This is a genomic window from Inhella proteolytica (genome assembly GCF_016093275.1).
Classification (GTDB): Bacteria; Pseudomonadota; Gammaproteobacteria; order Burkholderiales; family Burkholderiaceae_C; genus Inhella; species Inhella proteolytica.
This window is the reverse complement of record NZ_JAEDAK010000014.1, coordinates 105,509-124,275: the sequence shown is the minus strand read 5'-3', so window position 1 is coordinate 124,275 and position 18,767 is coordinate 105,509. Positions and strand designations below refer to the sequence as shown.

General features: G+C 70.6%; 17 protein-coding genes. 9 read left to right on the top strand and 8 right to left on the bottom strand.

Features of this window, described 5'->3' with window-relative positions; all coding sequences use genetic code 11:
• The first annotated feature begins 813 nt into the window (after positions 1-813).
• The 4 genes from I7X39_RS17945 to I7X39_RS17930 all read left to right on the top strand — a co-directional run bounded on the left by I7X39_RS17945 (position 814) and on the right by I7X39_RS17930 (position 6,543).
• On the top strand, positions 814-1,023 hold the full coding sequence (locus I7X39_RS17945; RefSeq protein ID WP_445666935.1) for a phage integrase N-terminal SAM-like domain-containing protein: 210 nt from the start codon (positions 814-816) through the stop codon (positions 1,021-1,023).
• A gap of 270 nt (positions 1,024-1,293) precedes the next feature.
• Entirely contained in the window at positions 1,294-2,139 is an 846-nt protein-coding gene (locus I7X39_RS17940; protein WP_445666934.1) for an integron integrase, read from the top strand.
• 54 nt (positions 2,140-2,193) lie between these two features.
• Positions 2,194-4,674: a cation-translocating P-type ATPase gene (locus I7X39_RS17935; RefSeq protein ID WP_198112539.1), complete on the top strand. Its 2,481-nt coding sequence runs from the start codon at positions 2,194-2,196 to the stop codon at positions 4,672-4,674.
• Positions 4,675-5,157: 483 nt separating this feature from the next.
• Positions 5,158-6,543 (top strand): YfcC family protein, encoded by a 1,386-nt coding sequence (locus I7X39_RS17930; protein WP_198112538.1) that lies wholly within the window; start codon positions 5,158-5,160, stop codon positions 6,541-6,543.
• A gap of 1 nt (position 6,544) precedes the next feature.
• On the opposite strand, the gene I7X39_RS17925 is transcribed toward I7X39_RS17930, so the two are convergent.
• Complete coding sequence (locus I7X39_RS17925; protein ID WP_198112537.1) at positions 6,545-7,486, bottom strand: LysR family transcriptional regulator; 942 nt, start codon at positions 7,484-7,486, stop codon at positions 6,545-6,547.
• A 75-nt stretch (positions 7,487-7,561) separates the two neighbouring features.
• On the opposite strand from I7X39_RS17925, the gene I7X39_RS17920 reads away from it, so the two are divergent.
• The gene (locus I7X39_RS17920) at positions 7,562-8,527 is read left to right on the top strand and encodes a sodium-dependent bicarbonate transport family permease (RefSeq protein WP_198112536.1); all 966 of its coding nucleotides are present in this window, start codon (positions 7,562-7,564) and stop codon (positions 8,525-8,527) included.
• Here I7X39_RS17920 and I7X39_RS17915 read toward each other — a convergent pair.
• From I7X39_RS17915 to I7X39_RS17905, 3 genes are read right to left on the bottom strand one after another with little or no spacing between them, the layout of a single operon-like run.
• A complete protein-coding gene (locus I7X39_RS17915; RefSeq protein WP_198112535.1) occupies positions 8,512-9,414 on the bottom strand; it encodes a S66 peptidase family protein in 903 nt (300 codons plus the stop codon). The genes I7X39_RS17920 and I7X39_RS17915 overlap by 16 nt on opposite strands.
• Positions 9,404-10,633 carry a serine hydrolase gene (locus I7X39_RS17910; protein WP_198112534.1) on the bottom strand — a complete coding sequence of 410 codons (1,230 nt, stop codon included), beginning with the start codon at positions 10,631-10,633 and terminating at the stop codon, positions 9,404-9,406. The genes I7X39_RS17915 and I7X39_RS17910 overlap by 11 nt, the downstream gene beginning before the upstream one ends.
• A complete protein-coding gene (locus I7X39_RS17905; RefSeq protein WP_198112533.1) occupies positions 10,630-11,877 on the bottom strand; it encodes a D-amino acid dehydrogenase in 1,248 nt (415 codons plus the stop codon). The genes I7X39_RS17910 and I7X39_RS17905 overlap by 4 nt, the downstream gene beginning before the upstream one ends.
• A 158-nt stretch (positions 11,878-12,035) precedes the next feature.
• On the opposite strand from I7X39_RS17905, the gene I7X39_RS17900 reads away from it, so the two are divergent.
• Genes I7X39_RS17900 through I7X39_RS17890 form a run of 3 tightly spaced genes read left to right on the top strand, consistent with a single transcriptional unit; the run spans position 12,036 to position 15,252 of the window.
• Positions 12,036-12,998, top strand: a complete 963-nt coding sequence (locus tag I7X39_RS17900) for a M14 family metallopeptidase (protein ID WP_198112532.1) — start codon at positions 12,036-12,038, stop codon at positions 12,996-12,998.
• A gap of 8 nt (positions 12,999-13,006) precedes the next feature.
• Entirely contained in the window at positions 13,007-13,426 is a 420-nt protein-coding gene (locus I7X39_RS17895) for an Lrp/AsnC family transcriptional regulator (RefSeq protein WP_198112531.1), read from the top strand.
• Entirely contained in the window at positions 13,426-15,252 is a 1,827-nt protein-coding gene (locus tag I7X39_RS17890) for a GGDEF domain-containing protein (RefSeq protein ID WP_198112530.1), read from the top strand. Before I7X39_RS17895 ends, I7X39_RS17890 begins: the two co-directional genes overlap by 1 nt.
• Here the strand turns inward: I7X39_RS17890 and I7X39_RS17885 are convergent.
• Complete coding sequence (locus tag I7X39_RS17885; protein ID WP_198112529.1) at positions 15,246-15,476, bottom strand: hypothetical protein; 231 nt, start codon at positions 15,474-15,476, stop codon at positions 15,246-15,248. The genes I7X39_RS17890 and I7X39_RS17885 overlap by 7 nt on opposite strands.
• Positions 15,477-15,555: 79 nt before the next feature.
• Positions 15,556-16,629: an ornithine cyclodeaminase gene (gene ocd, locus I7X39_RS17880; protein ID WP_198112528.1), complete on the bottom strand. Its 1,074-nt coding sequence runs from the start codon at positions 16,627-16,629 to the stop codon at positions 15,556-15,558.
• Between the two features lie 181 nt (positions 16,630-16,810).
• Here ocd and apbC point away from each other — a divergent pair, with 181 nt between their 5' ends.
• Positions 16,811-17,887 (top strand): iron-sulfur cluster carrier protein ApbC, encoded by a 1,077-nt coding sequence (gene apbC, locus I7X39_RS17875; protein WP_198112527.1) that lies wholly within the window; start codon positions 16,811-16,813, stop codon positions 17,885-17,887.
• On the opposite strand, the gene I7X39_RS17870 is transcribed toward apbC, so the two are convergent.
• Together I7X39_RS17870 and I7X39_RS17865 are read right to left on the bottom strand one after the other, a co-directional pair.
• Positions 17,888-18,340, bottom strand: a complete 453-nt coding sequence (locus I7X39_RS17870) for a hypothetical protein (protein ID WP_198112526.1) — start codon at positions 18,338-18,340, stop codon at positions 17,888-17,890.
• A 21-nt stretch (positions 18,341-18,361) separates the two neighbouring features.
• Positions 18,362-18,697 (bottom strand): Mpo1-like protein, encoded by a 336-nt coding sequence (locus tag I7X39_RS17865; protein WP_198112525.1) that lies wholly within the window; start codon positions 18,695-18,697, stop codon positions 18,362-18,364.
• Positions 18,698-18,767 lie beyond the last annotated feature (70 nt).

Genomic DNA, 18,767 nt, shown 5'->3' with positions numbered 1-18,767 from the left:
GCGCGTCTTCACATCAGGGTCCGCTGCCATTCAAGGCCGCAGCAATGACCGTTTGTAGTTACCCCAGTCCGCACTTGCTCTGCGCTCAACAAATGGGCCACGAACGCGAAGGAATTCAAAACCCATTCCCTTGATGAATGGCTGCGCCATTCATCAGGGCTGGATATTGCTTGCAATCAGTGGGGAAGCCCTTGTAGTTTGAATTCAGCGGACCAGCCAGCGCAGCTGGCGCAGGTCCGCTGCAATGAAAGGTTAAACCGCATTCCCGCCACCGCTTGGGTAGGCCGACAAGGCCAGCCCCAAACCCACGCCTGCGCTAGCCGCAACGAGCTCTGCCGGGAACGACCGGGTGAAGAACCCTGGCTCCCAATACTCCACTGCAAAGTCAAGTGTGGCTTCCGTGCCAACCGCAGTTGCAACGGGGCCAATTTCATTTTGGTACTTCCGCAGGAACTCAATGGCGTCTTCTACTTGGCCAGGCAAATCGTCAAACGAACAGTCACTTACAAGGAAATACGCAGTGCCATGTTCAAGTCGATATGGCCCAAAGGTAAGCCCCTGAACCCGGGTCTCAATGTCGACTGCAGAAATACGGAGAACGCAACTCATGCGGTTTAACGTGTTCTAGGGCGACAGGCGCCGCCGGATAAGACCGCATGGTGCTGCATAAGAAAGTCCCCTGTCGATCCTGCAAGTGGTTGATGTGTCGCGATGTATCACTTGCTTGACTGGATGGGCATCCAGTACTAAAAATCCGTGAAAAGCGGCACGCTGTTACATCTTCCAGACGGCGCGTCCAAGCGGAGGACGATCATGCCAGCACCTGCAGAACGGCTGGGAGGGCGCGGCCAGCAGCGGCCGCGCGCCAGTTTGCCGGCCATGCCGCCGCTGCGCTCGGTGCGCCTGCTGGACCAGATGCGGGAGCGCCTGCGCTACTTGCACTACAGCCTGCGCACCGGGGAGTGCTACCTGTATTGGTGCCGGTTGTTCATTCGCTTTCACGGGCGGCGGCACCCGGCCTAGGGCCTGTTAACACTACGGGAAGCCACGCGAAAGGGCCTGGTCGGCTGGCAGCCTAGACGCACGGCGAACGCCCAGGCTGGGCGCCTGGGCGAGCCGGGCAACGACGGATGCCGGCCGGCCAGGCCCTTTCCCTCCGGGTTGCCACCAAAAGGGGCGCCCACTTCGTTGCGAAGCCTCGCCGGGGGAACCGCCCCGGCTTCGTTTCGCGCCTCGTTGGCGCCCCTTTTGGATGGCAACGCGCTGGCCTCCCGTAGTGTTAACAGGCCCTGGTTGGGAGCGGCCGAGGTCGAGGCCTTTCTGACGGACTTGGCCTTGCGCAGGCAGGTGGCGGCTTCGACGCACAGCCAGGCGCTGTCGGCCCTGCTGTTTCTCTACACCCGCGTGCTGGGCATGGATTTGCCCTGGCTGCAGCAGATCGGGCATCCGCGCAAGCCTGCACGCCTGCCTGTGGTGCTCACGCCGGGCGAGGTGGCGGGCATCCTGGGCGAACTGGAGGGCGAGCACTGCATGCTGGCCCAACTGCTGTATGGCACCGGCCTGCGCATCACGGAAGCCTTGCAGCTGCGGGTGAAGGACCTCGACTTCGGCCATGGCGCGCTCATCGTGCGCTCGGGCAAGGGCGGCAAAGACCGGGTGGTGATGCTGCCGCAGTCGCTGGTGCCGGGGCTGCGTGCGCAATTGGCAGCGGCGCGGCAGCTTTGGCTGGCAGATGTGGAGGCCGAGCAGGCCGGCGTGGAATTGCCGCACGCGCTGGAGCGCAAGTACCCGCGCGCGGGCCAGTCCTGGGCCTGGTTCTGGGTGTTCCCGCAAGACCATCACAGCACCGACCCGCGCAGCGGCGTCATCCGCCGCCACCACCTATACGACCAGACCTTCCAGCGCGCCTTCAAGCGCGCCGTGGCCGCCGCCGGCATCCACAAACCGGCCACGCCGCACACGCTGCGGCACAGCTTTGCTACGCATCTGCTTCAAAGCGGGTACGACATTCGCACCGTGCAGGAGCTGCTGGGCCATGCGGATGTGGCCACCACCATGATCTACACCCATGTGCTGAAGCTGGGCGGCGGCGCGGTGCGCAGCCCGCTGGATGCGCTGGCGGTTCAGGGCGCGGGCTGAGCCGGGCCCGGTGGGGAAGGGCGGGGGGCAGGATCGGCGGCGAAACTGCCTGCCATGAGCCAGCGCCCCCTTCCGCTCGACCAACTTCCCCCTCTGCCCCCCGGGGCGCAAGGCCTGGACGCCGCGCAGGTGCAGGCGCAGCGCGCGCGTGGCTTCAACGACATCGTGGCCCGCAGCGGCAGCGGTTGGCGCGAGGTGCTGGCCGATTCGCTGCGCGACCCGATGGTGTGGTTCCTGCTGCTCACGGCTGGCCTGTTCGGCCTGCTGGGCCAGCGCGCCGAGGCCCTGACCCTGCTGGCCGCGCTGCTGCCGCTGCTGGGCATGGACGCCTACCTGCACCGCCGCACGCGCGCCTCGTCGGCGGGCCTGGCCAGCCGCCTGGCCAGCACGGCCCGCGTGCATCGCGCAGGCAGCTGGCAAGAGCTGCCGGCACGCGAGCTGGTGGTGGGGGATCTGGTGGAGGTGGTGCCCGGCGAGTACTTCCCGGCCGATGGCCTGCTGGTGGGCGGCACCGGGCTGCAGGTGGATGAATCCACGCTCACCGGGGAATCCCTGCCGGTGCCGAAGCGCGCGTTCGAGGGGGCTGCGCTGCCGGCCAGCGCGGATGAAGCGCTGTGGGCCAGTGCCGGCACGCGCTTGCTCACCGGCAGCGCGCGGCTGCGCGTGCTGTGCATCGGGGCGGACACCCTGTACGGCGAGATCGTGCGCTCGGCCACCGAGGGCAGCCACGCCGCCACGCCGCTGCAGCAGGCCATTGGCGAGCTGGTGCGGGTGCTGCTGGTGCTGGCCCTGCTGCTGTGCGCGCTGCTGGCCGGCCTGCGCCTGTGGCAGGGGCATGGCTGGGTGGATGCGCTGCTCAGCGCCGTCACGCTCGCGGTGGCGGCGTTGCCCGAGGAATTTCCGGTCGTCTACACCTTCTTCCTGGGTGTGGGCGTGTTCCGGCTGGCGCGCCGCAAGGCCCTGGTGCGGCGGGCGGTGGCGGTGGAAAACATCGGGCGGGTGAGCTGCCTGGTGTCCGACAAGACCGGCACCTTGACGGCCGGCAGCCTGGTGCTGGCGCACCGCGTGCCGGCAGCTGGGCGTGGCGAGGCCGAGTTGCTGGAGCTGGCCTGCCGCGCCGCGCGCGCCGACAGCGGCGACCCCCTGGACCAGGCGCTGCACCAAGCCTTGCAGCAGGCCCAGGGGCCGCTGCCGGCGGCCGAGAAGCTGGCCGACTTCCCCTTCACCGAGGCCCGCCGGCGCGAGACCCTGGTGTGGCGCCTGGCGGACGGCCGCCGCCTGGCCTGCACCAAGGGTGCCCCGGAAACCGTGCTGGACCTCTGCGGCCTCAGCCCCGCCGAGCGCACGGCATGGCTGGCCCAGGTGGAAGCCCTGGCGCGCGACGGCCACAAGGTGATTGCCTGCGCCCAGCGCGCCCTGGCCGCGGAGGAAGACGCCGCCACCGAAGCCACGGCCGGCTTTCGCTTCGGCGGCCTGCTGGCCTTTGAGGACCCGGTGCGCGAGGGCGTGCCCGCCGCGGTGGCCGAGTGCCTGGCCGCGGGCATGCGCGTCATCATGGTCACGGGCGACCACCCCGCCACGGCGGCGGCGGTGGCGCGCGAGATTGGCCTGGAAGGCCCGGACGGAAGCGCACCGCGCGTGCGCGTGCTGGCGCCCGGCGATGACGCCGCCGCCCTGCTGGCCAGCGAACCGCCCGATGTGGTGGCCCGCGCCACCCCGGCGCAGAAGGTGGCCCTGGTGCAGGCGCTGCAGGCGCGCGGCGAGCGCGTGGCGGTGACGGGCGATGGCGTCAACGACGTGCCGGCCCTGCGCCTGGCCGATGTGGGCGTGGCCATGGGCGAGCGCGGCACCCGCAGCGCACGCGAGGTGGCGCCCGTGGTGCTGCTGGACGACCGCTTCCGCACCCTGGTGGACGCGGTGGCCGAGGGCCGCCAGCTGTTCCAGAACCTGCGCCTGGCCTTTGCCTACCTGCTGCTGGTGCACCTGCCACTGGTGCTGGGGGCGGCGCTGCTGCCCATGCTGGGCCTGCCGCTGCTGTTCCTGCCCATCCACATCGTGTGGCTGGAACTGGTGATCCACCCCACGGCCATGCTGGCCTTCCAGGATCTGCCGCGGCCCGGCGCGCTGGCGCCGGTGTCGCCCGCGGCGGCGCGGGCGCGCTTCTTCACCGCGCCGGTCTGGTGGCGCATCGGCCTGCTGGGGGGGCTGCTGAGCCTGGCGGTGATCGGCAGCTACCTGCATGCCCTGGGCGCGGACCACAACGTGCCCCATGCCCGCGCCATGGCGCTGAGCCTGCTGCTGCTCCTCAGCGCGGCGCTGGCCACCGCCTTGAGCGGCCTGCGCCAGCCCAGCGCGCGCTGGCTGGTGGCGGGCACGCTCGCCTCGGTGCTGGCGCTGGTGCAGTGGCCCACCAGCAGCGGCCTGCTGGGCCTGAACCCGCTGCACGGGGCCGACTGGGCGCTGCTGGGCGCCGCCTTCGCGCTGACCGCGCTGGCCACGCGCGCGCTCGGACGCCGCCTGCGGGATTCGCACTGAACCCTGCCCGCCTAGGGCCTGTTAACACTGCGCGAAGCCACCGCGTTGCCATCCAGAAAAGGCGCCAACGAGGCGCGAAATGAAGCCGGGGTAGGCCTTGCAGGCCGCGCTGGGCCAGAGGCCCAGCTCTGTGTGAGGCAGTTCGGGCCCTCAGGGCCCAAACTGTCCACACACAGCCCCGGCGAGGCTTCGCAACGAAGTGGGCGCCTTTGTCTGGTGGCAATCCGAAGGGAATGGGGCTGCCCGGCCGCCATGCGTCGTTGCAGCGCTCGCCCAGACGCGAGTCTGGGCGTCGCGCTGCGCCTAGCCTGGCGGCCGGGCGGCCCCATTCGCGGGGCTCCGCGCAGTGTTAACAGGCCCTAGGCAACTTTTCTGCAAGCGACGCCCTGTTGCGCCGCCGTGCCGCGGCCCCGCCTGCCGTGGCCGCTGCGCCGGGGCGCCGGGGCACATTCGCGCCGCCCGCATCCAACCCGGTCGACTGCGATGAAGCTCAGGCTCCCCAACACATTTGTTCTTTTGTTCGCGCTGCTGGCGCTGATTGCTGCCGCCACCTGGGTCGTGCCCGGTGGGCAATACGACACCGTGATGGTGGCGGGCAAGAAGGTGGTCGACCCCGACTCCTTCCGCCATGTGCCGGCCAACCCGCAGGGCCTGGTGGCGCTGCTGACGGCGCCCATCAAGGGCTTCGTGGAGGCGGCGCTCATCATCGGTTTCGTGCTGCTGGTGGGCGGCGCCTTCAATGTGCTGCACAAGACGGAGGCCATCGACGCCATGATCAAGTCGGTGGCCAAGGCGCACAGCCGCTCGGGCCTGGTGCGGGTGGGCTTGATCCCGCTCTTCGTCACCTTGTTCTCCATCGGCGGGGCGACCTTCGGCATGGCCGAAGAGGCCATCCCCTTCGTGCTGATCTTCATCCCGCTGGCGCTGGCACTGCGCTACGACTCGGTGGTGGGCGTGGCGATCCCCTTCGTGGGCTCGCAGATCGGCTTCGCCACCGCCTTCCTGAACCCGTTCAACGTGGGCATTGCGCAGCAGATCGCCGGCGTACCGATGTTCTCCGGCCTGGGTTTCCGTTTCCTGTGCTGGGCGGTGTTCACGGCGGTCACCATCGCCTTCCTGATGGTGTATGCCGCGCGCATCAAGGCCGACCCGCGCCGCAGCTTCACCTACGAACTGGACGAGGAAAAGCGCAAGACCCTGGACCTGGCGGCGTTTGAGGCCTTCACCGGCATGCGGCTGACGCACAAGCTGGTGCTGGCGCTGTTCGCCGGCACGCTGATCGCCATGATCGTGGGCGTGGTGCGCTACCAGTGGTACATCCACGAGATCGCCGCGCTCTTCCTGGTGATGGCGGTGGCCGTGGGCCTGGTGGCGCGGCTGAAGGCGGACGACTGGGTGGCGGCCTTCGTGCAAGGCGCCAAGGACCTGGTGAGCACCGCGCTGGTGATCGCCCTGGCCAAGGCCACGGTGGTGCTGCTGCGCGACGGCCACATCATCGACACCCTGCTGCACGCCCTGGTGCCCTACGTGGAGAGCAGCTCGGCGATGTTCTCGGCGCAGAAGATGTTCGTGATCCAGTCGGTCATCAATTTCTTCATCCACAGCGGCACCGGGCAGGCGGCGCTGACCATGCCCATCATGGCGCCGCTGGCGGACCTGGTGGGGGTGACGCGCCAGCTCGCCATCCTGGCCTTCCAGTTCGGCGAGCTCAGCACGCCCATCATCCCGACCTCGGGCATCACCGTGGGCGTGCTGGCGCTGGCCGGCATCCCCTACACCACCTGGGTGCGCGCCATGCTGAAGATGCAGGCGGCCTACTTCGCCATCGCGCTGCTGCTGTTGGCGCTGGGCGCGCAGATGGGCTGGTGAGTCAGGCCGGCTGCGGCGCGCTGCCCAGCCGGCTGCGCAGGTCGTCCAGCAGGGTGCGGGCGGGCAGGGAGAGGGCGCGGTCCTGCCGCCACACCAGCTGCCACTGGCGGCGCAGCGGAAAGCCTTGCACCGGCAGCACCACCAGGCCTTCGCTGGCGGGGTCGGCGGCCAGGGTGTGGCGAGAGAGCACGGCCAGCCCCAGGCCGGCGCGCACCGCGTGCTTGATGGCTTCGTTGCTGCCCAGCGCCATGCGCGCCGGCCACTGGATGCCGTGCTCGGCGAAGGCCTGCTCCGTCACCACGCGCGTGCCGGAGCCGGCCTCGCGCACCAGCAGGGGTTCGGCCACCAGATCGGCCAGCTGCAGGCGGCGGCGCTTGGCCAGGCGGTGGTCGGCCGGGGCGATGAGTACCAGCGGGTTCTCCAGGAAGGGCCAGCGCGCCAGCGGCAGGTGGGCGGGCGGCAGCATCATGGCGGCCAGCTCGTCGTCACCGCGCTCCAGCCGCGCCACCACGGCGTCGCGGTTCTCCACCGCCAGCTCGATGGCAATGCCCGGGTAGGCGCGCGCAAAGGGGCCGAGCAGGTCGGGCAGGAAGTATTCGGTGGTGGTGACGGCGGCAATGCGCAGCCGCCCCTGGCGCAGGCCCTGCAGGGCGGCCACGTCGTCCTCGAACTGCTGCCAGCAGGCGCCGAGCTCGCGCACCGTCTGCGCCAGGCGGCGCCCGGCCGGCGTGGGCACCAGGCCGCGGCCTTGCGGTTCGAACAGGGTCAGGCCCAGGCCCTGGGCCAGTTCGCGCAGCTGGGTGGAGACGGTGGGCTGCGCCAGATGCAGGGCTTCGGCGGCGCGGCCCACGCCGCCCAGGCGCTCCACGGCCTCGAAGCTGCGCAGCTGCGCCAGGCTGATGGTCCAGGGCTTTTCCAGGCCGGGTGGGGTTCGGTAATCCATCAAATAGTCCGATCGGTTGCATCGGAACATATCACTTGATCGGATGGGCGGACATGGCCACCATCGCGCCCCGCCATGCAAAACCTACTCGATCCCGCCATCCTCTTCTTCGTGTTCGGCCTGCTGGCCGGCGCCGTGCGTTCCAACCTGGAGATCCCCCCGCCGATTGCGCGCTTTCTCTCGCTCTACCTGCTGATGGCCCTGGGCCTGAAGGGCGGCTTCGCGCTGGCCAAGACGGGCTTCACCCCCGAGGTGCTGGTGGGTCTGGGCTGCGCCGTCACGCTGGCTTTTGCCGTGCCCGCCCTGGGCTATTGGCTGCTGCGCCGGCTGCTCTCGCGCTTCGACGCCGCGGCCCTGGCCGCCACCTACGGCTCGGTGAGCGCGGTCACCTTCATCACGGCCGTGCAGCACCTGGAAAACCAGGGCGTGGCCTTCAGCGGCCACATGCCCGCGGCGATGGCGCTGATGGAGTCGCCCGCCATCATCATGGCGGTGCTGCTGGCCAACCACGCGCGCCGCCTGCAGGCCGCGGCACCTGGCGGGGGCGCTCCGCACGGGCTGCGCCAGGTGCTGCACGAATCGCTGACCGACGGCGCGCAGCTGCTGCTGCTCGGTGCCATCGCGGTGGGCTTCCTCACAGGCGAGGCCGGTCAGCGCGCCATGCAGCCGTTCTCGGGCGATCTGTTCAAGGGCATGCTGGCCTTCTTCCTGCTGGACATGGGCCTGCTGGCGGCGCGCAACTTCGGTGCGCTGCGCGGCTGCTCACCCTGGTTGCTGGCCTATGCCGTGCTGGGCCCGCTGGTGCATGCCAGCTTGGCGCTGGGCCTGGCGCAGCTGTTCGGCCTTTCGGTGGGCGACACCACCTTGCTGATGGTGCTGGCGGCCAGCGCCTCCTACATCGCCGTGCCGGCGGTGCTGCGGGTGGCCATCCCCGAGGCCAACCCGGCGCTGTACTTCGGCATGTCCCTGGGGCTGACCTTCCCCTTCAACATCCTGCTCGGCATTCCGCTCTACAGCGCGGTGGCTCACCAGCTGAGCTGACGCGCCGCCACATCCATGCGCACCAGCGGCCCCAGGGGCAGGGGCCGGTTGGGCTGGCCGTGGCCGCTGGGCCAGCCGGCCAGCACGGGCTTGTTCAGCGGGTGCAGGTGGTCGGCCAGCACGGCGCTGGCATCGGCCGCCTCGCTGAAGCGGCCGAGCAGGAAGCCGGCCGCGGCGTCCAGATGCCCGGCCAGGCGCAGCTGGGTGAGGTAGCGGTCCACGCGGTAGGGGTCTTCGGAGATGTCTTCGAAGAACAGGATGGCGCCGTCCACCGGGGGCAGGCCGTCCGTCGCCAGGCCGGAGGCCCAGACCGAGAGGTTCCCGCCCAGCAGCGGCCCGTGCACCACGGGGGCGGGGCGGCTGAGCGGGTGGGGCTCGGGCAGGCGCTCGGTCCACTCGGGCTCCAGGCCGCGGCGCAGGGCGGCGGCCAGGGTCTGGCGGTCGGCCTCGCCGCCCGCGGCCAGCCAATCTGAAGCCGGCATGGGGGCGTGCCAGCCGGCCAGGCCTTCGCGGTTCCACAGCGCCAGCAGGGTGGTGATGTCGCTGTAGCCGATCAAGGGCTTGGGGTGGGCGCGCAGCAGCGCGCGGTCAACGCCATCCAGCAGGCGCAGGCAGCCGTAACCGCCGCGCAGGCAGAGCAGGGCGTCCACCTCGGGGTCGAGCAAGGCGGCGTGCAGGTCGGTCAGGCGCTGTGCGTCCGGCGCGGCCAGGAAGTCGAGGTGGCTCGGGCCGGCACAGCCGGGGAAGAGCTTGGCGCGGTAGCCCATCGCCTTGACCTGCGCCGGCACCTGCTCCAGCAGGCCGGGCCTGGGCGGCCCGGCGGGGGCGATGACGCCCAGGCAGGCACCGGCGTCCAGCGGCGGCAGCGGGTTGAAGTCAGACGGCATCGCAGTTCTCCAGGCGGTCGCGCATCAGGGCATCCAATGCGGCGCCCAGTTGCGCCAGTTGCTGGGGGCCGCTGGCCAGCGGGTGCCAGGCGTAGCGACTGCCCAGGTTGCTGAGGAAGGCCACCAGGTAATGCCGGCGCGCCGGGGCGATGCCCTGCACGATGCCGGCATCGGCGGCGTAGTTCTCGGTGTTGCCGATCTTGTGGGCGAAGCGCAGCTCACCGGCTTGGGTGAGGGGGCGCAGGTCGCCGGGCAGGGCGTAGTCGCCGGCGCGCCAGCCGCCATCGGCCTGCAGCCAGCGGGCGTTCAGGCGGTTGGGCAGGCCTGCGGCCTGGCCCGGCAGGCCGGCCAGGCTGCCGCTGCTCAGCACCGTGTCCAGCCCCTGTTCCTGCAGACCGCGCAGCACTTCGTCGCGCAGCGCGGGCTGCAGGCGCGGTGCAGCGGGCGGCAGCCAGGGTGGGGACGGAGCGTCGGGGTCCAGCCACCAGAGCAGGCGCACGGTGTCCCAGGCGGTCATCTGGATCTGCCCCACGCCGGCGCCGGCCGCATTGCCCCAGCCGCCATCGGGCTGGGTGTTGGCCAGGCGCAGCGTGGGAAGGCCCAGTGCGTCGAAGAGGCGGTGCAGTTCGTTGTGCACCTCGGTATCGGCTGCGCGGCGGATGGCGCCGCAGGCATGCAGCCAGGCCACGGCCGCCGAGGTGGCGCGGTTGCAGCTCACCGCCAGCATGTCGAACTGCCAGTCGCGCAAGGGGCGGCGCTCGCCCTCGAAGGTCCAGTCGTCTTCGTAGCGGCCCCAGCCCTGCTGGCAGCACCAAGCCAGGCCGACGGCCAGCATCAGCTTGAGCAGCGAGGCGGGGTAGGGCGCGCGCATGGGTTCGCCCGCGCCCCACAGCGGCGTGGCGGGCAGGGCGCGCCAGTCGCTCTGCGGCGCCCAGGCGATGGAGACGCCCTCGGCATCGCGCACATCGGCCAGGAACTGGATGCCGCGCACGGGCCCGGCGTCGGGTGGCAAATCGGCCAGCCAGCCATGCGGCCGGGTGCGCGAGAACAGCACATTGGCGGCGATGGGCGCCTGGCCCGGGGCGAAGCCCACCACGGCCAGGTCCAGGCTGGGAAAGTGGCGCAGCGGCCGGCCGCCGTCCTGCGGGTCGGCAATCGTGTGCAGCTGCAGCGCCTGCACGGCGGCGCGCAGCGCCTGCGCCAGGTCCGGGTCGTTCATGCGGCCTGCAGTGTCAGGCCGTCCAGGGGCAAGGGGCTGCTGCGGCCCGAGACCAGCTCGGCCAGGATGCGCGCCGAGGCGAACGCGAAGGTGAAGCCCAGCGCGCCGTGGCCGACGTTCAGCCACAGGCCGGGTACGGGGCTGGCGCCGAGGATGGGTGCGCCGCCGGGGGTGGCGGGGCGCAGGCCCGTCCAGGGGCGGGCGCGGCTGTAGTCGGCCGCCTGGGGGAAGAGCTCGCGCACATGGCGCTGCAGGGCCTGCAGGCGGCGCGGATCGATGTGTTCGTCCTCGCCCACCAGGTCCACCATGGCCGCCACGCGCAGCTCCTGGCCGATGCGGGCGTACAGGGTCTTGCGCTCGAAGTCGGTGACGCTGACTTCGGGCGCGCGGTGCTCGGGGGCGATGGGCGCGGTGAGGCTGTAGCCCTTGAGCGGGTAAAGCGGCAGCCGGATGCCCAGCGGCGCCGCCAGGGCGCGGCTTTGCAGGCCGGCGGCCAGCACCACGCCGTCGGCGTCCAGCACGCCTGCGGCGGTGCGCACGCCGCGCACGCGGCCCTGGTTCAGCACGAAGCCGGTGGCGGCGGTGTTCAGCTGGCCTTCGAAGCGCGGGTGGGCGCGCAGGCGCTCGCCCAAGGCCAGGCACAGGCGCTGGCAGTCGGCCACCGCCTCGCCGGGGGTGAAGATGCCGCCGGCCAGCTGGCTGGCGCCCTCGGCCAGCGCAGGCTCCAGGGCCACGCAGGCGGCGCGGTCCAGCGCCTGCTCGGGGCCGGCGCCGTTCAGACGCGCCTGCACCTGGCGGAATTCCTCGGGGCGGCGGTACACCACCAGCTTGCCCGGGCTGCGCAGCTGGATGTCCTGCAGGTCGGCCTGCAGCGCCAGGTCGGCAAAGGCGCGCTGGCTGAAGGCGCCCAGCGCCAGCAGGCGCTCGGTGGTGGCGCGGTTCACGCTGCCGCGGCAGCGCCACAGGAACTGCGCCAGCCAGCTCCACTGCGCCCAGCGGGCTTCGGGGCGGAAGTGCAGCGGACCCTCCGGGTCCATCAGCCAGCGCAGGGCCTTGAGCGGCACGCCCTGATCGGCCAGCGGCGAGACATAGCGGTAGCTGAGCTGACCGCCATTGGCATGGCTGGCGCCCGCGGCCAGCTCGGGCTGGCGCTCCAGCAGGCGGACGCGATGGCCGGCCTCCAGCAGGTTCCAGGCGGTGGACAGGCCCACCACACCCCCTCCGATCACGACCAGCTGCTGCACGCGCACAGGCTCCCTGCTTTTTCAATCAAGACGGCCTGCAGGCTACGAGAAGGCCGGCTGCGCGCCCAATGAAAGCGCAGGCGCCGCCCATAACCGCATTGCATGTCCGGGGCATTCCGCAGGGCGGCGGCGCCAGGGCCGCTGGCACACTGGCGCGCATGCACCACTTTCAGTCTGTCTGCTTCGAAAGCCCGCTGGCCGGCCCGCGTCTGATCGTCACCGGCGCGGTGCATGGCAACGAGGTCTGCGGCACCCAGGCCATCCGCCGCCTGGTGGCGGAGTTCGAGCGCGGCGAGCGCCGCCTCGCGCGCGGCCGTGTCACCTTCGTGCCCATCACCAACCCGCTGGCCTACCAGAAGGGCGAGCGCAACGGCGACCGCAACCTCAACCGACGCCTGCGTGCCACCTCCGAGCCCAAGGACTTTGAGGACCACATCGCCAACTGGCTGTGCCCGCTGCTGGCTCAGCACGAGGTGCTGCTGGACCTGCACAGCTTCCAGGCCCAGGGCCAGCCCTTCGTGATGGTGGGCCCCGAGAACAACGACGGCCCTCTGCAGCCCTTCCAGCACGCCGCCAAGGAGCTGGCCCTGGCCAAGGTGCTGGGCGTGCAGCGCGGTGTGGACGGCTGGCTGCAGACCTACGCCGAGGGCGTGCACCGCCGCCGCGCCTGGGCGGTTTCGCTGGCGCCCGAGGTGGCCGCCACCGTGGACCTGGACGAGGCCTATGGCGTGGGCACCACCGAGACCATGCGCGCCCTGGGCGGCTGGGCGCTGACGCTGGAATGCGGCCAGCACGCCGACCCGCAGGCGCCCGAGGTGGCCTACCGGGCCATCGTCAACACCCTGCTGCACCTGGGCCTGATCGAGGGCGAAGCGCCCGCCGTGCAGAGCATGGCCGGCTTGAGCCTGGTGACGGTGCAGGACAAGGCCCATGCCGACGACCAGTTCGTCAAGCCCTGGGTCAGCTTCGACCGCGTGCGCGCCGGCGAGCTGATCGGCCACCACCACGACGGCCGCGCCGTGTACGCCCCGCACGATGGCGCCATCGTCTTCCCCAACCCCAAGGCGCGCGCCGGCCAGGAGTGGTTCTACCTGGCGCGCGACACCGAGCGCTTCCGCTGAGCGCGCCGATGGACGAGCTGGACCGCCAACTGATTGCCCTGCTGCGCAAGGACGCGCGCATGAACGTGGCCGCGCTGGCGGCCAAGCTGGGCGTGTCGCGCGGCACGGTGACGAACCGCCTGCGCAAGCTGGAGGACGATCAGGTCATCGTCGGCTACACGGTGCGGCTCAAGCCCGAGGCCGAGCCCAACTACATCCGCGCCTGGATGGGCGTGCTGGTGGAAGGCAACCAGACCCGCGCCGTCACTGCCGCGCTGCTGGGCGAGCCCGCGGTGGAAAGCCTGCACGACACCAATGGCCGCTGGGACCTGCTGGCCGAGCTGCGCGCCGAGTCGATGGCCGAGCTTTCGAAGGTGCTGGAGCGCATCCGCCTGATCAAGGGCATCGCCAACACCGAGACCAACATCCTGCTGGCCACCTTCCGCTGATGCGCCGAGCCTGGCTGCTCCTGCTCTGGTCCGCCTGGGCGGGCGGGGCCGCGGCGCAGCAGGGCCTGCAGCGGCTGGAGGCGCGGGAGCGGTTGGCGCCCCCTGCCTTCCAGAGCCTGATTGCCGAGCTGGATGCGCAGGGCCGTGGCCAAGACGCCCTGCGCGCCCATGCCCTGCAATGCCGGCTGAGCCTGGGCCAGGACGCCAAGGAGCTCACCGCTCTGGTGGAAGCCGGCCTGCGCCGCGCCATTCGCCTGCCGGCCCCTGAGCCCTGGCGCGCCGGGCTGCTGAACTGCCAGGGCTACCTGGCCCAGGAAAGCGGCGACCTGCGCAAGGCCCTGCAGGCCTTTGAGACGGCGCTGGCCCATGGGGGGCCGCAGCAGCGCGCCGATGCCCAGGCCTTCCGCGGCGAGCTGTTCTATTTGCGTGGCCACCTGCATGCGGCACTGACCGATCTGCGCGCCGCGCATGCCGGTTACGTGCAGCAGGGCGACGCTCCCATGCAGCGCTACGGGCTGACCCTGCTGGCCAATCTGTATGCCGACGAGCGCATCGCCGAGTACGGGCGGGCGCTGGAGATCTACCGCGGCCAGCTTGCCAGCCACGAGGCGGCCGGCCGCGCCGGGGACGCCGCCACGGCGCTCTTCAACATCGGCAGCACGCTGCGCCGTGCCGGGCAGCTGGAGGAGGCCCACAGCCAGCTGCGCACGGCGCTGGAACGGTATGAAGCCCTGGGCGACGCGGATTCGGTGGCCGAAACGCGCCGGACCCTGGGCAGCCTGCTCGTCAGCAAGGGCGATGCCGCGGCCGCGCTGCCGCTGCTGGAGGCGGCGCTGACGCATTGGCGCCAGCAGGCCTCATCCAGCACCGAACTGGCCAATGCCCGCTTCACGCGCGCCAAGGCCCTGTGGCGCCTGGGCCGCCTGACCGAGGCCGATGCCGACCTCGAAGCGGCCGGGCGCTGGTTCGTGGCCGAGAAGATGCCGCGCTTTCTGGAGCCCCTGCTGGCCGAACGGGCCGAGCTGGAGGCCGCGCGCGGCCGCTGGGAGGCGGCCTTCCGCGCCCGCAGCCGCCAACTGGCGCTGGCCCGCGAGCTGGAGACCCTGCGCCGCGACGAATTGAGCGCCGGCCTGCGCGTGCAGTTCGACACCGAACGCAAGGAGCGCGAGAACGCGGCCCTGCAGCGCGAGAACAGCCTGCGGGGCGCGGCCCTGGAGGACGCGGCGCGCATCCGCAAGCTGCAGGCCGCCTTGCTGGTCTGCGCGTTGCTGCTGGCGTTGGGACTGGGCGTGCTGGGCTGGCGGGCACACGGCCGCGCCCGGCACATGAAGAAGTTGGCCCACACCGATGTGCTGACCGGGGTGCCGAACCGCCGCGCCATCCTGGAGCGCCTGGACCAGGCCCTGGCGGCGGGCCAAGCCCTGCCGGTGCTGATGTTCGACATCGACCACTTCAAGGCCATCAACGATGGCCTGGGGCACGACGCCGGCGACGAGGTGTTGCGCACGGTGGCGCGCGCGGTGCAGGAGGAGCTGGGCGCGGCCGGCGCGCTGGGTCGCATCGGTGGCGAGGAGTTTTTGGTGCTGCTGGACCCGCAAGCCGGGCGCGCGGGCCTGGCCGAGTGGGCGGAGCGCTTGCGGCACACGGTGGCCATGCTGCGCTTCGCCGGCGAGGCCGCCGCCCTGGCCCGCGTCACCATCAGCCTGGGGGGTGACCTGGCCCGCGCGGCGGACACCAGCCCCGAGGCCCTGCTCAAGCGCGTGGACGAAGCGCTCTATCGCGCCAAGCAGGGCGGCCGCAACCGCGTGGAGCTGGTCGATCAGTAGCGCCGCGGGCCGCGGTAATCGCGGTCGTCATAGCGGTCGTAACGGTCATAGCGATCCCCGTAGCGATGCGAATGCCCGCGGATGACGACCGCCGGCACCGGAACGCCGACGCGCACCTCCGAGTGACCGTAATGGCCGCCCCGATGGCCGGGGCTGAGCACGATGCAGCCCGACAGGCTGGTGGCCAGCAGGCCGAGCAGGGTGGCTTGGAACAGGCGGTTCATGGATCCTCCGAGGTCAGAAACGACCGAGGCCTCCACAACGGGAGGCCTCGATTCGGGTTGACCCGGGGATGTAAAGAACTTAGGCGGCGCGCTTGAGCTGGGCGCGCTGCGAGCCCAGCAGGCCGAACAGATTCTTCGGATCCGGGTTGTTCGGCACCAGCTCGATTTGCTCGCCGATGCCGAACTCGGCCGCGGCGTCGCGCATGAAGCACAGGGCGGCGAAGTCTTCCAGGGCGAAGCCGACGGAGTCGAACACCGTCACCTGCTCGGCGCTCACGCGGCCTGCCTTGCGGCCGGCTAGCACTTCCCAGAACTCGGTGACGGGGAAGTCGGCCGGCATCTGCTGCATGTCGCCTTCGATGCGGCTCTGCGGTTCGAATTCGCAGAACACGGCACCCATCTCCAGCACGCCGCGGTGCAACTCGGTCTTGCCGGGGCAGTCGCCGCCCACGCCGTTGATGTGCATGCCGGGCTCCACCATCTCGGGCGTGATGATGGTGGCGTTGGTCTTGTCGGCCGTCACCGTGGTGATGATGTCGACACCCTTGACCGCCTCGGCCGTGCTGGTGCAGAGGGTGATCTCAAGGCCCTGGCCCTGCAGATTGGCGGCCAGCTTGGCGCTGGCGGCCGGGTCCACGTCGAACAGGCGCAGCTCACGGATGCCGACGATGTCGCGGAAGGCCAGCGCCTGGAACTCCGACTGCGCGCCGTTGCCGATCAGGGCCATGGAGCGGCTGTTCGGGCGGGCCAGCTTCTTGGCGGCCAGGGCCGACATCGCGGCGGTGCGGATGGCGGTGGTCAGCGTCAGCTCGGAGAGGAAGCGCGGCGCGCCGGTTTCCACATCGGCCAGCAGTCCGAAGGCCATCACGGTGGGCAGGCCGAAGCGGTGGTTCTTGGGGTGGCCGTTGACGTACTTGAAGCTGAACTGCTGGTCGTCGGCGATGGGCATCAGCTCGACCACGCCATCTGCCGAGTGGCAGGCGATGCGGGCGCTCTTGTCAAAGGCTTCCCAGCGCAGGAATTCCTGCTCGATGCGATCCGCGACGCCGACCAGACAGGTGCTGAGACCCTTGCGTTGGATCAGGCGCACCATGTTGGAGACGCTGACGAAGGTCGTGCTCAGGGGGCTGGCGGTGTGGCGGTTGGAGCGCATAGGCGTGGGTGGAAAGCTGCAATGAGGTCAGTTTCGCGGGATGTCTTGTCAAACAGAAGTGGAGACTTTGCTGCGTTATGTAGTGCATGTAGATCAAAATGGCAGTTGAAATTGCCAGAATGTTCAAAACTAGGGTTGATACGGGGCCGCCTAAACTCGCCGCCCCAAAGAGGAAGCCACCATGACCACGCCCCGTGAACAAGCCGCCCTGGACCAGCTCGCCACCCTGATCGACCCCGGTACCGGCCAAAGCTGGAGCGCCAGCAAGCAGGTCAAGGGCGTGCACGAGCGGGCGGGCCGCCTGCAGGTGGATATCGAACTGAGCTACCCCGCGGCCAGCCAGCATGCCGGCATCGCCAGCGAGCTGAAGCAGGCGCTCGGCGCCGATGAGGTGCACGTCACCCAGCGCATCGTGGCCCATGCGGTGCAGCGCGGGCTGCAGCCGCTGCCGGGTGTCAAGAACCTGATTGCCGTGGCCTCGGGCAAGGGCGGGGTGGGCAAGAGCACCACCGCCGCCAACCTGGCCCTGGCCCTGCATGCCGAGGGCGCGCGCGTCGGCCTGCTGGATGCCGACATCTATGGCCCCAGCGTGCCCATGATGATGGGCGCGCACGGCCGCCCCGAAAGCGCCGACGGCAAGACCATGAGCCCGCTGGTGAGTCATGGCGTGCAGCTCATGTCGATCGGCTTCCTGGTGGACGAGGACCAGGCCATGGTTTGGCGCGGCCCGATGGCCACCGGCGCGCTGGAGCAGCTGCTGCGCCAGACCAATTGGGACGATCTGGACTACCTGGTGGTGGACCTGCCACCGGGCACTGGCGACATCCAGCTCACCCTGGCGCAGCGCGTGCCCGTCACGGGCGCGCTGATCGTCAGCACCCCGCAGGACATCGCGCTGATCGATGCCAAGAAGGCCGTGCGCATGTTCGAGAAGGTCGGCGTGCCCATGCTCGGCCTGGTGGAGAACATGGCGGTGTACTGCTGCCCGAACTGCGGCCACACCGAGCACATCTTCGGCGCCGATGGCGGCAAGGCCATGGCGGAACAGTTCGGCCTGGCCTACCTGGGGGCGCTGCCGCTGCAGCGCTCGATCCGCGAGCAGAGCGACGCCGGCACGCCGCCGGTGGTGGCCGAGCCCGAGGGCGCGATTGCGGGTCTTTACAAGGCCTTGGCGCGCCAGGTGGCGGTGGCCGTGGGCCGACTCGGCAAGGACTACTCGGCCAAGTTCCCGACCATCACGATCTCGAAGTCGACCTGATCAAAGCTTGATCTGGAAGCGCTCGGCGAAGGCCTGGGCCTGGCGGCTGCGGCCCAGGTCGCCCATCACCTGGTAGGCGAAGAACAGCGCGTCTTGCAGTTCCTGCGCCGTCTTGCAGCGCTCGATGCGCAGGGCCAGATGGTCGCCCTGGGGCCCGAGCGCCTCGGTCACGGCGCGAGCCGCTTCCATGCGCTTTTGCAGCGGATCGGCCGCGGCGGGCTGCGGCGGTGCAGGGGTGGGCGCGGCCGGTGCCGGTGCCGCCGCCTCGTTGGCGACAAAGCCTTCCTGCAGCAGGCGGTCCAGTTCCTGGGCCAGCGCCGGCGGCATCAGGGCGCGCAGTTCGGCTTCGCTGCGCTTGCCGTCAATCATCAGCAGCACCGAACGGGCCGCCTGGCGCAGGCCATGGGTGCGCGTGGCGACTTCCTGTCGCCCCTTCTCGGTCTTTTGCAACATGGACGGTAGGCGGTCTGGGACTCAGCGGGAATGGGCCAGATCGCGCAGGCGGCGCGGGCCGGCGTCACGTTCCACCTCGGCCCAGCATTGCTGCGCCCAACCCAGGCGGTGCAGGCCCTGCAGGCCCACGAACATCGGTGCCAGCAGCCAGCCCGCCAGACCCATGGCCGGGCGGCGCCCTTCATACCAGTGGCCGACCGACTGCAGCAGCAGGCCGGAGGTGGTGAAGGCCAGTGCCCAGCCCAGGTCTGAGAGATCGCGCAGCAGCAGGCCCAGGCCCATCAGCACCATGGGCACGCCCCAGCAGTGCAGGGCGATGTTGCGGGGGTCGCGGTGGGCGGCGGCAAAACGCGTCATGGACGCTTGGGCGATGCAGTGCATGGTGGCCTCTCGGGGCGAAGACTTCGGCCCATTGTGCAAGGGCCTG